A 12,252-nucleotide genomic window follows, 5' to 3' on the forward strand; every position below is an offset into this window, starting at 1 on the left:
CATCAAGGTTGCCGAGATTCTATCAGATAATGCTTAGCGCACCGATCAAACCTGAGCCTGATCCACTTATAATAGGAGCCCGTCAGGTCCCTTCTTTTTGTCCTCTTCCGGTTCGATCATGGTCTTCGCGGTGCCGCTGCCTTCCGGCGCTGCCTCGGCGCGGCTTCCTTGCGACATCGCTTGATCGGACGCGCGCAGGAATTTCCGCCGATCGAGGCCTGCATAGTCGATCAAAAGACCGATGATCGTCTTCGCCTCTGGGGGCAAGCCGGCGAAGTTTGGAGCTGCCTGGGCAAAGGCCGCAGCCTCCAATTGGATCGCCGCGTCCATTAACTCTCGGCCGGCCGCGGGCCTCGAAAAGAAGTCGATGAACGGGCCAACGGGCAAGTTCTCGACGGCGCGCTGGAAACCTGATCGGATTGTCGCTGCCGCAGCTCCGGTCTTGTCGAGGTAATCCGTTGCGACACGCTCTGCAAATTCTAGATAACGGCTTGCCGATCCATCGGCCGCGTTTCCGAAGACGAGCCCTTCGCGGAAATATGCACGGCGGCTTTCCGCGTCGCCAAATGCTGTGCTCTTTCCGACATAGTCGGCAGCGATCGCCACTAATGACGCGCAGAGCATGACCGCACGCGCGATCGCGGCAGGCACACGTTCATGGTCGTGGCTGTGTACAAGCAGCTTAGCGGCCTCATCGATCCAGATATTTAGTGCGGTGAAGCTCAAGCCGAGCCCAATCTCGACTAGGTTGGTTTCCATCCGCGCTGCGAGCGTCTCTCCACCCTCAAGTCTGACCGACCGCCACATTTTTTCGATGTCTTCAGAAGCGAGCCGGTCCCTTGCGCCCGCATAGCGAGCCATGACAGCCTTGAAGACTTGCGACGACAGGAGCTTTAGGCCCATTCTAGTGGCGAATGGCGCGAGATCCTCCTTGGACGCTGTCGTCGCGACTATGGCTTCGTCGGCTCCCACCGCCGCTTGCAGTCCCTTAAGCCAGATCAGCCGCTCATAGCCCTTGGCCCGCTTCTTGTTTTTGATGTCGACGATTGCGATGTGTCGCGCATGCACGCTTGCACGCGTGTACACCCACAGATCAATGTCGGTGACATGATCCTTTCCGGCCCGTACCTTGACGCCCCGAACGACGAAAGCGCCTAGCTGCTGGAAATAGAGGCGGAGGGCTTCCTCGGCTGCTCCGCCCTTGTCTATGTCTGAGTTGAGCTGCTTAATCATCACCGGGCTTTCCTCAAGCTATCCAATGCAAGCGACGCGGAGCGCTTGGTTTCGGGTACGTCCTTGAGCCGCTCCGCCCTGCGTGCGCCCTCCGGTCCGACGAACTGGCCGGCCTGCGAGCCTATTGTGGCCCGTGCAGCGGCCTCAGAGGCATCCCCTCGCAGGATGAGATCGTGCGCCATGGATCCAATCTCGGGCTTCTGAAGCGTAAGCCGAAATCCGTCGGATGAGGACGATACGGTCACAACGCCACGCCGTTCGAGTGCCTGATAATCTTCTTTGATCGCGCGCGCCCATCCTTCGACATAGCCGCGGTTGATGAGGACGTTCATGAGCACGGCTGGATCTTGAATTTTTCCTCGTTCCTTGCTGCTCTTCAGGATCCCATAGGTCAAACTGCTGGCGAGTGCCTTCGCGTCGTCATGCATGTCTGCCAGACCGCCAGGAACATATTTGACAAGCGCGGCCGGTCGCGTGACGAACCGGGTGCTGCCGTTTTCATTGGTCACCTGGCTGACCTGATAATAGCCGATTTGGTGGAGCTTGCTCCACAGCGCCGTGCCTAGAATAGCGGCGATCGTGTCTTCGGGCAGACATCCGGTCGCGGTAAGGCGCGCATCGGTCTCAAGTAGGTTCTGCCGCTCCGACGTATTCACTCCGTCGAGAATGATCTGCGATTTCCTCGCATCATCGCGCTTGAAGAGCGAGCCATTGAACAGCAGCGTCTTGTCCAGCAAACCTTCGTGATCCACGAAGCCGATCTGCTTGGACAGCAAAGTCAGGTCCGCAGTTTCGGCCTTCGATAGTTTATGCTCGTCGGACAGGCGCTCTGCGGCGGATGCCTCCTCGACCGGGGACTGGCTTGCCAACTCGGCGAGCTCAAGCGCTGCGCGCTCGAGACCGGTCGGCTCCTGCTCCTCGAAGACGGTCGCCGCGTGCTTGAACAGGTTGTTCTGACTCACACCGAGAACCGCAACTCCGCCTGACGTCTCATCGATGACGCCCACCTTCGCCAGCTCCGTCAATAGGCCCGCGACTTCATGCTTCCGGATGCCATTTGCTTGAGCGAGCGTCTGTACCCGAGCAAGCGACACGCTCCACTGCTCTTCTTTCGAGATATACGACAGCAAGCGAGCCGCGCGGCCCGCAGTGGTGATGCTCTCAAACTCGGTTGATTTTACCGCCGAAAGCTTCTGGTCGTGATGCATCAACCAGGCGCCAGTTACCTGAACCGGTATCGACATAGCCCCTCCAAATCCGGTTCACTGAAACGGTCGTCACAATACAGAGGCGACCTCTACAAGTTTGATTGACCTGCGTCACCTAAATGCATTCGACCAGCGTTCGTCCGCTAGCGATGGAGGCTGCGTGGAACCGGCTGATCTGGTAGGCTTTCTGAAGCGAGCCGTATTGTCGCGAGCCCAACCGCCCGTGGGATGAGAGACACGATTAAAATTACCTCGTGTTTAGCCGGCAAGCGCCTGCGGGCTCTCGCTGAATGCCCGGTGCGGCAACGGCTTCAACATTTCCGTTGCTTGGACGTGCAGACTACCATTGGCCTTCGGTCCCAGCGTAATCCGTTTGGCTGCACCGAGGTTTTCGATAGGCAGCCGACGGCACATCATGTCAGCGAGGGCCGGGTCTTCAACGGCGCAAATGATCTGTCTTCCGCCGGCGACAAGCTGCGCAAGCACCTCTGCGAGGTGGACGGTTCGAAAATCGTCGACATGCTGGACCGGATCATCGAGCAGAACCGACTGCCATCGGCTCCAGGCTAGCGATAGATTGATCGAAAGCAGAAACGCGAGACCAGTCGCCCGTCGTTGACCGCTGGAGAAGAGGAACTGCGGATTCAGACCATCACCGACCTTCAGACTGAGAAACCTGCGAACGTCGCCTCGGATCGAATAGTCGATGTCCTGCCATACGGGGTGAGGCTTAAGGCGCGAATAAAGCTCGACCATCAGTGGAAGCACTCGATCGATCCGAAGGTCGAGCGTTTCGGCGGCGGCGCGGCGAGCAGCGTCATAAAGGGCAGTCGCAATTGTTTCTGCCTTTCGAGCGCGACCAAAGCGTTCCTGACCTTTCTGTAAGCGTTCTTTGGACGTCGTTTCAATTTGAGTCGCCCGCGAGAGCTCATCATTCAGGCGCAAAGTATCTAATACACGCAAATCCCGTCGAGCCGTTTCGAGCAGGTTGCGAATTTCGACTGTCCGCCGATCCAATGTTTCGTGGTCATTATCCCCGGTAAGGGAAAGTGCGTTGGCCTCTTCCTCAAAGCGACGGACGATTTCTTGAAGGTCATTAACTCTGAGAGTGATTGACTGCTCCCGTTCTTTGCGATCTGCTAGTTCTGTGCGCGCCGCAGCGATCTCTCCATCGCGCACAGCGAGTTCGGCTGCGATTTCATCGATACGTGACGCCACGGCTTCCGCTTCAAGGGTTCCAGCCGCGAAGCTCGCGTCAGAATGATCGGTCGCGCAAAGCGGACAATGATGTTCGATCAAACCGATTTTTCTACCCTCTCGAATGAGGGTGATCAGCGATCGTGCCTGAGTGGCGAGCTCGGAGCTTCGATCAGCTTGTTCCACCGTTCCGAAGCTGTCCAATTGTTCTTGCGCCTCACGGACGGCTATCGTGGCCATTGCGAGTTGCCGGCCCAAATCGGGCAAGTTGGCGCGCGCCGCTTCGTATTGTGGAAGCAGATCTTTCAGTGAGGCGATGGTTTGGAGCTCGAGCTCGGCGGCTGCGATTCGCCTTTGCGCGGTGCTGACGAGTGTATCCGCACTTGCCGCCGGAGCGTCCACAAAGGCGCGCAGCCGGTCGCTCGCCTCTGCGATTGCTTGGCTGGATGCCAAGGAAAGCCTGAGTTCGTCGATGCGTCTCCCTGCGGAACTCACCTCGTTTGTCAGGGTGGCGACTTCCGTCTGCGTGGCTTCCCGCCTTCGCTTCGCCTGGCCAACAATAGCTTGGGCTCGGCTGATCCAAGTTTCCGCGTCCGTTGCGCCGATGGCCTGGCGGAGGAGGGCGTAACGCTCAGTCTCTTTCAGATCGAGACTCAAGCCGGCAATATGTTCGTCTCGAATGATCGTGGTGGCGCATAGTTGCTTCAGCGGGGCTTCTGGCGCCAAGTCTGGATGCGCGAGAGCGGCTATAAGGTCGGAGGCGACGACGAATGTTTTGGAATCTAGCGGCGTTCTTCGGATGACCCAGTCGCCTTGAACGCCGGAGAAACCGACTTCCACGAATCGGTCAACCGCGGCGTCGCCCTCTCCGATCCACCAGATGTAATCCGCCACGCTTTGGCCAGACGCCGTGGCGCCAGCGTACTTGCTCAGGTCGCCGGTGAGCGCGAACTCGACCGCGTCGAAAATCGTACTCTTTCCGACGCCATTCCGACCGTCCACGATGTTGAACCCCGTAGCAAAGTCGAGGCGCGCCTCTTCTCGGTAGCCCCGGAAGCCACATACAGAGACATAGGTCAGCTTCATGCTTCCTGCTCCAGCATCTGCAATACGATTTGTTCGTCCGCTTCTGAGAGAAAGGCGTCCAAAAGTTTGGGGGAGATTTCGGTCGCTCGCTGCCTGACTTCCAGCTTGCTGTCGACGGCATCGAGAACCGGCGCAGATTGAACTGGCAACAAGGGCAGCAATGCTCGGTTCAGATCGGCGAGATTGCCGCAGCCGGCTCGAGCGATCTTGCGATACCCGGCAAGATCTTCCTCAATGAGGCTCAATGCGACCGCGTCAATCGATGAAGGCTGCTCCGCCGCCAAGAATAATACGTAGGTGTTCCACGCCTTGTTTCCGGCGGCCTTTAACTGGAACCGGCGCGTCGCTATCAGCCCGTCGGCGTTGGCGGCCCACCGACTGATGAGATGGGCGGCCGTGTCGTAGAGAAGTGCAAAGCCAAGAACCGTGTCGTTCTCGAAAAGAAGGGCTTGTCCATGTTCGACTGGCGTATCGGACACGTCGAACATGGCCTCTTGAAGCCTGCGCGACGCCTCCTCATAAACGCTTATCATAGGCCGAACTCCTCAACCGCGTCGGCATAGCTCAACCACGTCCCACCCGACGTCCTTGCGATCGACGGCGTTCCGCCGCCGCGAGTTATGCTGGCCGGAAGGGCTCGGGATTCCGCGCCGACAGCCACGACGTAGTCGGGCGCAACGATCGGGGCAACGTCTCCATCATAGAGCGCTTCGACCCGATGGAGGATTTGATTTGGCGCGCGCAAGACGCGGATCAGTTTTCCACCGAGGTTCCAACTCGAACCGTCGGGCACCGCGCCCGCCGCTCGGAGCTGCAGCAGGGTCCTTCCCAACAACGGCTCATTTGGCGGCGTCGGTGATGTTGCGGGAGCGTTCGGTGCGCATCCGAGCAAATCGCGACGAAGAAGCCATAGCTGGCTATCGTCCATCACCGGCGGTTCGAGCCATGTCGGATCGGGCGCAATACCCTTATCGTCAGCATATGCCCCAGCGCCCGAGTGCAGCACAGCGCGCACGATGTGCTGCGAAAATCTCCGACGAAGCGTTGCGAGGAAGACGTCGCCTGACTCCTTGACGTGATGGAAGCCGTTCGCGGCCCTCTGACCAAGAGCAAAAAGCGCCGGAGCCTTTGCGGGAAATGTCGCGCTGTCGGCCGGATCGACGACGATCACTCGCGATGGATTTATCGCGTTCATAACCCGCGTCAGGATTTGGTTCATATAGTCCCAGTCGGTCCAGTACCCGACAATGACAAGGTCACGGTTGAGGAGCCTATGGGAAACCCAAGGGATGCTCGACTCTACCCGACTACGGACCGGTTCGGTGTCCAATTGGCTCGGTGCCCAAACTGTATTGGGCCAATCCACCTGTCGACAGCCATGAATCTTCAGCATCGGCGTCACATTGGGAGGAAGCGCGGCAATGGTAACGCCATCGATTCCGGTTTCGATCTGCCCAAAGAGGTCATTTCCGGCAGTTTCTACCAGCGGATCAACGTTAGTCGTCAGAACCGTCTGGATGGCCTGCGACAACATCAGATCGGCGATCGCAAAGTGGCCGGGATTTGGCCGACCCGCGAACGCGTGTCGGTCAATTAGGGTGGCCAGATAGACTGTCTGGAGTTCATTTTGTGCGAAGAAGAACTCGGCCTGGGCCTCGATGTCGTCAGGCAGAGGAGGCTTTGCGGCTCCCCATTGCAGCCCATATGTGGCCTTGGCTCGCTCCGCGAGATGCCAAGCACTCGGCAGTTTGCTGGGCGGCGCCATCGATAGTCCTGCGCCAGCAATTATCGCCAGGCGCTGCGCGAGCAGCGACGTGAATGCGAGATCGATACCATCGTCGAGGCTTGTCAGGATCACGATCTCGAATCCGCGTTTGTGCTGTTGTGCGCACCTTGCCAGTTCACATCTAGCACCGATAGTGATGCGGCGAGAGGCGTTCAATCGCGTGTCACAGTAGCACCCGCTTTCCGGCTGTCGGACGCTTCTACGCACCTCCTGCTAGTCCATCGAGCGTTTGGTCGCTTCTTTCTATGACTGACTTAATCGAAACTCCGTCGGGTCTAGACGATTTGAGTCTGGATGACCTGTTCGACTGTGGTCGAAACGGCATCTCCGTCGTCGCAGACGACCAGCACGGCACCTTGGTCTCAATACGCGAGGTGCCGAAGGGGCTTGCCTGCCGGTGCACATGCCTCGGCTGTGGTCGACCGATGGTTGCCAGAAAAGGCGAAGAACTCGCACATCATTTCGCTCACTATGGAACTGCCGGCCTTACCTGTACGTCGGCCGGCGAAACCGGCCTCCACAAATTCGCCAAGCAGGTTCTCAACGAGCGGTTGGTAATGAGGTTGCCGGCGCATAGCGTCACTGAATCGGGCGAGGTCGAAGTCGTCGTCCCTCCCGGCCCATTCGAATTCGAGAAAGCCATCCTCGAAAAGAGAGCGGGGACGATCGTCCCTGACGTCGTCCTGGTTCGTGGCAGCCGCAGGCTGATCGTAGAGTTCATGGTCACCCACGCCTGCGGCCCGGAGAAGATCGATATCATTCGAGAGCTCGACATTGGTGCGGTCGAGATCGATCTGTCGCCCTATCGCGGCATGCGGCTGCGCGATCTGGCTGACCAAATCCTCTTCGAAGCAGGCCGAACGTGGCTCCACAACCCCAAAACCTCCGCTGCTCGCGATCGAGCTCGCAAACGGGCCGCTGAAAAGGCCGCGGCAATCGCAAAGCAGGTCAAGTCACTAGCGCGCCAATATGAACATCGGTCGCCGGCGCGAGCCGATGGAAATGGCAAGGCCGAGGTTGCGATCCGCCACGACGGCCTCCGCAGCTTCATTGATCTCGATGTGAAAGGCTCCGGCTGTTTCTCAGTGCCACTCGCCGAGTGGCAAGCTACTGTGTTGCAGATGCTTCTGAACCTGAATGCTCAGGATCTCGGTGAAGGCGAAATCTATCTCAACCTCGAGGATCGAGGTTGGACGGTACCGCGCTTCATGAAGGTCACCAGCGAGGTCGCGGAGGGACTTCGAGCCACCGTATCAACTTTCGAAGTCCCAGTTCGGGCGGTTCGCGACTACCTGAAACAGCTTCATGATCGCGGGCTTCTATCGAAGTCAGCAGATGATGGATGGAGACCGTCGGGTCGCCTCACCAAGATCGTCGGCGATGCTCGCGAACTTCGAAATCGACCGGCGAAACGCTTCGATGAGATCGAGACGTGCGTCACTGACGCATTGAAAGGCCTGCCCGAAGACGAAACTGTGTCGTTTGATCTGGACGCCTGGTCTCGCCAGCCATTCCCTGGGCGCGCATACACGCTCAGGGAGGCTTTACATTTCGACGAACCAGCATGGCGCTCATTACGTAGTGAACTGGTCAATCTGCCAGGACAAATCGATCTTCTGCCGAAGCCTGACCTAGATCTTCTCGGCCTTCCTCTCGCGGCCGAGCTTTCTCGCGCGCTGGCGACGAGGGCTCAGGAACGCGCAGCGCGCGAAGAGGCTTTGCGGAAGAAGGCTCAGGCGGCGGCCGACGGTCGTGTTGCGAGCTTTAAAGCGTGGGCGTGGCAGAGCATCGGAGCACTGGCCGATGAATGGCTTGCCGTCCCAAATCAGTTGCTGGACGGACGCATCCCCGTTGAGGTCGCCGCGATCAGCGAAGCGGAGTATGTGCGGGCTGAGCGCGCGCTGGAGAAGCGCACCAGGGAATACCTGCGCTGCCAGGCCCAAGCGCAGGCGAAGGCAGCCGCCCAATACGATGTTGAGAAGGTCGCAAAGTCGACACTCGGCGACGAGCGAGCCAAGCTCTGGATGCGAAACTTTCATCCGGCTTTAAAGGCGCGCCCTGAAGAATTCGCCATTGACGAAGGGACCGCCAAACGCTGCCTTGAGCTTCTCCAACCGAAAAAGCGGCGCTGACGTTCGAGGCCCACGTGTGCGTGATCCCCGCGGCGCGTCATGGGAGATCCTTATGGTTTCCTAGCAGGGGCCAACCGGCTGCTATCTCTGATCTCTTCGATGATCTCAGGCTCAAGCCAGTAGTGGGCCTGGAGCGTACGAAGGCGATCCCACACGATTTGGCAGCGGGCTGTCAGGCCATTTATGCGCTCGACGGAAAACTCCAGCGCCTTACCCTTCTGCTTCACCTGGTATGCGCCATCGGCGGGGTTCTGATCAAAATGCCCGTGCGCCACGGTATTTCTCTGGCCAGCAATATCTTTCATCTCATCGAGAGGTGCGGAACCGAGCTTCCCCGGGTCGGAAACAAGGCTCAGCAGGTCAAGATGGAAGACCTTACGGCTGAAATCGACGCTGATCGCGCACTTCTCGAACAGATCTTCTCGATTGTGTGCCCGAAGAACCGTCCGAATCAGATCCGTCAGCTCATTATCGATCTTGTTGAACGCCACCAGGAAACGACCGAGAGCCGCCTCATATTCAAGCTGGATCGCGGGATCTGCGAACGGAGGGTCGTCCTGGTACCAATCGGTGTCGTCGTCGTCGTCGTTCGGCACGCTCATGGTTGTCCTGTCGATGGACCAGGCGGAAATGCGCTTCTCTTCTATCGGTCCGAGTGGGTCGGTCGTCACAATCATCGTCTGAGTCCAGCGGGCTCGCTCAGGGTGCTCTGCGGATCGCGACTCTGATGGAGTTCAGCGCGCGAACCAGGTCCGGGTGCCGCAGGAGATTTACTGCCGGTGACGAGACCAGTTTGACGTCCACTGCGCGGTCATAGACCGCGAGGCACTCGGCCGAGGTCAGCCGCGACGAATAGAGCAGGGCGTCAACCGCGACGGCGCCGTAGACCGCCTTGCTGAGCTGCTGTCCTTCTCGATGTGCTTTGGCGCGGGCGGCATCAGTACTGACGCCGAGCCTCAGCAATCCCGTCGTTCGTAGGTCGAGTACCAGGAGAGGAGACGGCGCAGTTACCTCTGCAACGGCCCATTCCTCAATCTCGCTGTAGTCGAGCACGCGTTCTGTGGCGCCTTCGAAGCGGTCTCGAACGATGGTCTCAGCGATTGCCGTTGCGAGATCACGCGCGATGTAGACCAGCCGAAACGCCCGATCGGGGCTTGAAAAGCGGGTATGACCAAAGCCCATGCCGAGCGGGGTCGCGGCATGGGCGGCCGGCATGACGCGCAAGTAGGCTTGCGGCCGGAATGCCAGGGCAAGGTCCGCGACTGTCCTTGGATCAAGCTTCACGATCAGCCGAAGTCACGTTCGGCCGCGTCGATGACCTCGTCCAGATGTCCAGCCTTGAGCCGATCGAGCGGAGTTCCGCCGATGCTCGGCTTGGGCTGAATGAGCCACTGCCAGGCGGCTCTGGGGTTTTCGATGATCCTGGTGACGTCCGACATGCCTTCGACCGGCCGGCCGTCGACGAACTGCGCCAGGGGAAAGACATGCTTGCGCTCGCCCTTGAGCAGCCCAATGACGGCGCCTCGCCGCTGCCAGTCATGCAGGGTCGATCGCTTGGTGCCGAATGCCTTCTCGATATCACTCGGCCCGGCAACCGGCCCCGCCCAGTCCTCAAGGCGAACAGGCGTCGCATAGGCCGCAAGACGGCGGCGGCCTTCGTCGAGATCCATCATACCGGCCAAGCCGGCTCCCTGACTTACCTCGACGGGCTTGTCGACTTTGAGCTGGATCAGCTTTCCAGTGGGGCGGCCGGCGAGATCGGCGACCACGGCCTGCATCGCCTCGGCGAGGTCGTTTCGGGTCAGAATCTGACACGCCTGATCGTCAGACAGCTGGACAGCGGCCCTCGTGAGCGCGGCGACGACCTCGCTCTTGCTCTTCAACACGGATCTGGAAATTCCAGGATTGTGCCGGGCGAGCATGTCGAGAATGTCGGCGACGGCTGCGCTGTTCACGTTGAACAGAGCGCCACCGCTGGACTTGCGAACCGTTGCGACCATATTGGCCTCCATGTCATCAGAGGTTGATATAGTCCGGATTGTCCGGATTGTCCAGATCGGGAGGGCCTAGGCTCAGGACATATTAATCCGATTTGAGATGTGATTCCCGGTATCCGGGAGGATGCCGTGATGGATGATTTGTTTCTGCTGAGCGAGCGCCAGATGTCGCGGATCGAGGCGTATTTTCCGTTGTCGCATGGCGTGCCACGGGTCGATGATCGGCGCGTCGTGAGCGGCATCGTCTACGTCATCCGCAACGGCTTGCAGTGGAAGGATGCGCCCAAGGGCTACGATGTGAGTGACTACCGCTTGCGCGAGCGCGATGCTATTGCCCAGCACATTGAAGCCGTCGTTGGTTCCGATCACGGGCTAGCTGTAGAGCCTCAACAGGTTGTCCTCGTCGAGAGCGAGTCTGCTGATGGTCATTTTGGCATGGATGCCGCCATGGGGTCTATGCCAGTTGTAGTGGTGGAGCCAGCGCGGCAGTTCCTGGGTTCTGCGATCTGAGTGGTCGTAGGGCCTGGCATAGGCCCATTCGCGCAGTGCGGTCTGGATGAAGCGCTCGGCCTTGCCGTTGGTCTTGGGCGTGTAGGGTTTCGTCCGAATGTGCTTGAGCTCGAGATCGCGACAGGCGTCACGGAAGGCGCGGGCTTTGTAGCAGGAGCCGTTATCTGTCATGACGCGGACGACGGTGACGCCGAGGCGCTCGGAATAGGCCACCGCCGCTCTGAGGAAGGCGACCGCGCTTACGGCCATCGTGACGTCGCGCCTCGACGCCCCCGGCATGGCGCTGCAGGAGCAGACCATGGGCCTTCATGACGCGGTAGACTCGCTTGTGATTGGGCGCTGGCCGGCCTTCCGCCCGCGCCACACGCCGTAGCAACGCCCAGACGCGGCGATAGCCATAGCTCGGCATCTCAGTGACGATCGCCTGGATCGCCATGACCATCTCGTCGTCGGGCAGAGCAGGCCGCCCCGGACGAGGCTTGCCGAGAGGAGCCTTGGCACGAGCGGCGATGTTGGACCGGGCCACGCTCAGCACCTCGCAGACGACCTTCATCGCGAACCGTCCTTGGGCCACGACAGCGAGCGCAGCAGATGTTTTTTTGAGCCAGTGGTGGCGTCGAGCGCTTCCTTCAGGATCTCAGCCTCGAGTGTCTTCTTGCCGAGAAGTCGATGCAGTTCCCGGATCTGGTTTTGCAACATCCGGTACTCGGAGACGGGGACGACCTCTTCCTCGGACTGCATCGCCGTCAGCGCACCCTGGTTCGCCAGCCGACGCCAGGAGAACAACTGGTTGGGCGCAATCCCACGACGCCGGGCAACCAGGCTCACGCTCATGCCCGGCTCGTAGGTCTCCGCGACAATCGCCAGTTTCTCCGCCGGCGCCCACCGACGCCGCCGCTCGGGTCCCGAAAGGACCTCACTCTTCGATATCGAACCAGTCATAGACACGACATTACTCCTACCCCTTACGGAAGTGGGAGGACGTGTCCGGTCAATTGGGGGGCTGCTTCAAAGGGGGACGCTCGGCGCTAGCAATGGTCCTTTTGCCGAGGACCATAACCTCGTAACCTTATTGGTTAGAAACATTTTATCGGGATCACGCT

General features: G+C 59.6%; 11 protein-coding genes and 2 pseudogenes. 2 read left to right on the forward strand and 11 right to left on the reverse strand.

What is annotated here, in order from left to right; translation table 11 throughout:
* Window positions 1–66: 66 nt before the first annotated feature.
* The 5 genes from AC5I5I_RS24460 to AC5I5I_RS24480 form a co-directional block, all read right to left on the reverse strand.
* Window positions 67–1,233, reverse strand: a complete 1,167-nt coding sequence (locus tag AC5I5I_RS24460; RefSeq protein ID WP_495977523.1) for a hypothetical protein — start codon at window positions 1,231–1,233, stop codon at window positions 67–69.
* On the reverse strand, window positions 1,233–2,477 hold the full coding sequence (locus tag AC5I5I_RS24465; protein WP_495977525.1) for a hypothetical protein: 1,245 nt from the start codon (window positions 2,475–2,477) through the stop codon (window positions 1,233–1,235). The genes AC5I5I_RS24460 and AC5I5I_RS24465 overlap by 1 nt, the downstream gene beginning before the upstream one ends.
* A 222-nt stretch (window positions 2,478–2,699) precedes the next feature.
* Entirely contained in the window at window positions 2,700–4,724 is a 2,025-nt protein-coding gene (locus tag AC5I5I_RS24470; RefSeq protein WP_495977527.1) for an AAA family ATPase, read from the reverse strand.
* Window positions 4,721–5,257, reverse strand: coding sequence for a hypothetical protein (locus AC5I5I_RS24475; protein ID WP_495977529.1), 537 nt, complete (start codon window positions 5,255–5,257; stop codon window positions 4,721–4,723). The genes AC5I5I_RS24470 and AC5I5I_RS24475 overlap by 4 nt, the downstream gene beginning before the upstream one ends.
* Window positions 5,254–6,582, reverse strand: a complete 1,329-nt coding sequence (locus AC5I5I_RS24480; protein ID WP_495977531.1) for an SIR2 family protein — start codon at window positions 6,580–6,582, stop codon at window positions 5,254–5,256. Before AC5I5I_RS24480 ends, AC5I5I_RS24475 begins: the two co-directional genes overlap by 4 nt.
* A 173-nt stretch (window positions 6,583–6,755) precedes the next feature.
* On the opposite strand from AC5I5I_RS24480, the gene AC5I5I_RS24485 reads away from it, so the two are divergent.
* On the forward strand, window positions 6,756–8,642 hold the full coding sequence (locus AC5I5I_RS24485; RefSeq protein ID WP_495977533.1) for a competence protein CoiA family protein: 1,887 nt from the start codon (window positions 6,756–6,758) through the stop codon (window positions 8,640–8,642).
* A gap of 50 nt (window positions 8,643–8,692) precedes the next feature.
* On the opposite strand, the gene AC5I5I_RS24490 is transcribed toward AC5I5I_RS24485, so the two are convergent.
* The 3 genes from AC5I5I_RS24490 to AC5I5I_RS24500 form a co-directional block, all read right to left on the reverse strand.
* Entirely contained in the window at window positions 8,693–9,319 is a 627-nt protein-coding gene (locus tag AC5I5I_RS24490) for a hypothetical protein (RefSeq protein WP_495977535.1), read from the reverse strand.
* A 22-nt stretch (window positions 9,320–9,341) separates the two neighbouring features.
* Entirely contained in the window at window positions 9,342–9,857 is a 516-nt protein-coding gene (locus AC5I5I_RS24495) for an RES family NAD+ phosphorylase (RefSeq protein ID WP_495977537.1), read from the reverse strand.
* A gap of 71 nt (window positions 9,858–9,928) precedes the next feature.
* Window positions 9,929–10,642 (reverse strand): antitoxin Xre/MbcA/ParS-like domain-containing protein, encoded by a 714-nt coding sequence (locus tag AC5I5I_RS24500; RefSeq protein ID WP_495977538.1) that lies wholly within the window; start codon window positions 10,640–10,642, stop codon window positions 9,929–9,931.
* A gap of 129 nt (window positions 10,643–10,771) precedes the next feature.
* On the opposite strand from AC5I5I_RS24500, the pseudogene AC5I5I_RS24505 reads away from it, so the two are divergent.
* Window positions 10,772–10,933: pseudogene (locus AC5I5I_RS24505) on the forward strand (transposase); the annotation flags it as partial.
* Between the two features lie 78 nt (window positions 10,934–11,011).
* On the opposite strand, the pseudogene AC5I5I_RS24510 reads toward AC5I5I_RS24505, so the two are convergent.
* The 3 genes and pseudogenes from AC5I5I_RS24510 to AC5I5I_RS24520 form a co-directional block, all read right to left on the reverse strand.
* Window positions 11,012–11,389: pseudogene (locus AC5I5I_RS24510) on the reverse strand (integrase core domain-containing protein); the annotation flags it as partial.
* Window positions 11,310–11,702, reverse strand: a complete 393-nt coding sequence (locus AC5I5I_RS24515) for an IS3 family transposase (RefSeq protein ID WP_495977540.1) — start codon at window positions 11,700–11,702, stop codon at window positions 11,310–11,312. The gene AC5I5I_RS24515 and the pseudogene AC5I5I_RS24510, both read right to left, overlap by 80 nt.
* Window positions 11,699–12,091 (reverse strand): transposase, encoded by a 393-nt coding sequence (locus tag AC5I5I_RS24520; RefSeq protein WP_495977719.1) that lies wholly within the window; start codon window positions 12,089–12,091, stop codon window positions 11,699–11,701. The genes AC5I5I_RS24515 and AC5I5I_RS24520 overlap by 4 nt, the downstream gene beginning before the upstream one ends.
* Window positions 12,092–12,252: the final 161 nt, after the last annotated feature.

The sequence above is a fragment of the Pseudorhodoplanes sp. genome (genome assembly GCF_059499825.1).

Bases quoted from the DNA above. Each gene is read 5' to 3' on its own strand.
- AC5I5I_RS24515 (WP_495977540.1), bottom strand. From the start codon at position 11,702: ATGAAGGTCGTCTGCGAGGTGCTGAGCGTGGCCCGGTCCAACATCGCC.
- AC5I5I_RS24490 (WP_495977535.1), bottom strand. From the start codon at position 9,319: ATGATTGTGACGACCGACCCACTCGGACCGATAGAAGAGAAGCGCATT.
- AC5I5I_RS24500 (WP_495977538.1), bottom strand. From the start codon at position 10,642: ATGGTCGCAACGGTTCGCAAGTCCAGCGGTGGCGCTCTGTTCAACGTG.
- AC5I5I_RS24520 (WP_495977719.1), bottom strand. From the start codon at position 12,091: ATGACTGGTTCGATATCGAAGAGTGAGGTCCTTTCGGGACCCGAGCGG.
- AC5I5I_RS24470 (WP_495977527.1), bottom strand. From the start codon at position 4,724: ATGAAGCTGACCTATGTCTCTGTATGTGGCTTCCGGGGCTACCGAGAA.
- AC5I5I_RS24485 (WP_495977533.1), top strand. From the start codon at position 6,756: ATGACTGACTTAATCGAAACTCCGTCGGGTCTAGACGATTTGAGTCTG.
- AC5I5I_RS24495 (WP_495977537.1), bottom strand. From the start codon at position 9,857: ATGCCGGCCGCCCATGCCGCGACCCCGCTCGGCATGGGCTTTGGTCAT.
- AC5I5I_RS24475 (WP_495977529.1), bottom strand. From the start codon at position 5,257: ATGATAAGCGTTTATGAGGAGGCGTCGCGCAGGCTTCAAGAGGCCATG.
- AC5I5I_RS24460 (WP_495977523.1), bottom strand. From the start codon at position 1,233: ATGATTAAGCAGCTCAACTCAGACATAGACAAGGGCGGAGCAGCCGAG.
- AC5I5I_RS24465 (WP_495977525.1), bottom strand. From the start codon at position 2,477: ATGTCGATACCGGTTCAGGTAACTGGCGCCTGGTTGATGCATCACGAC.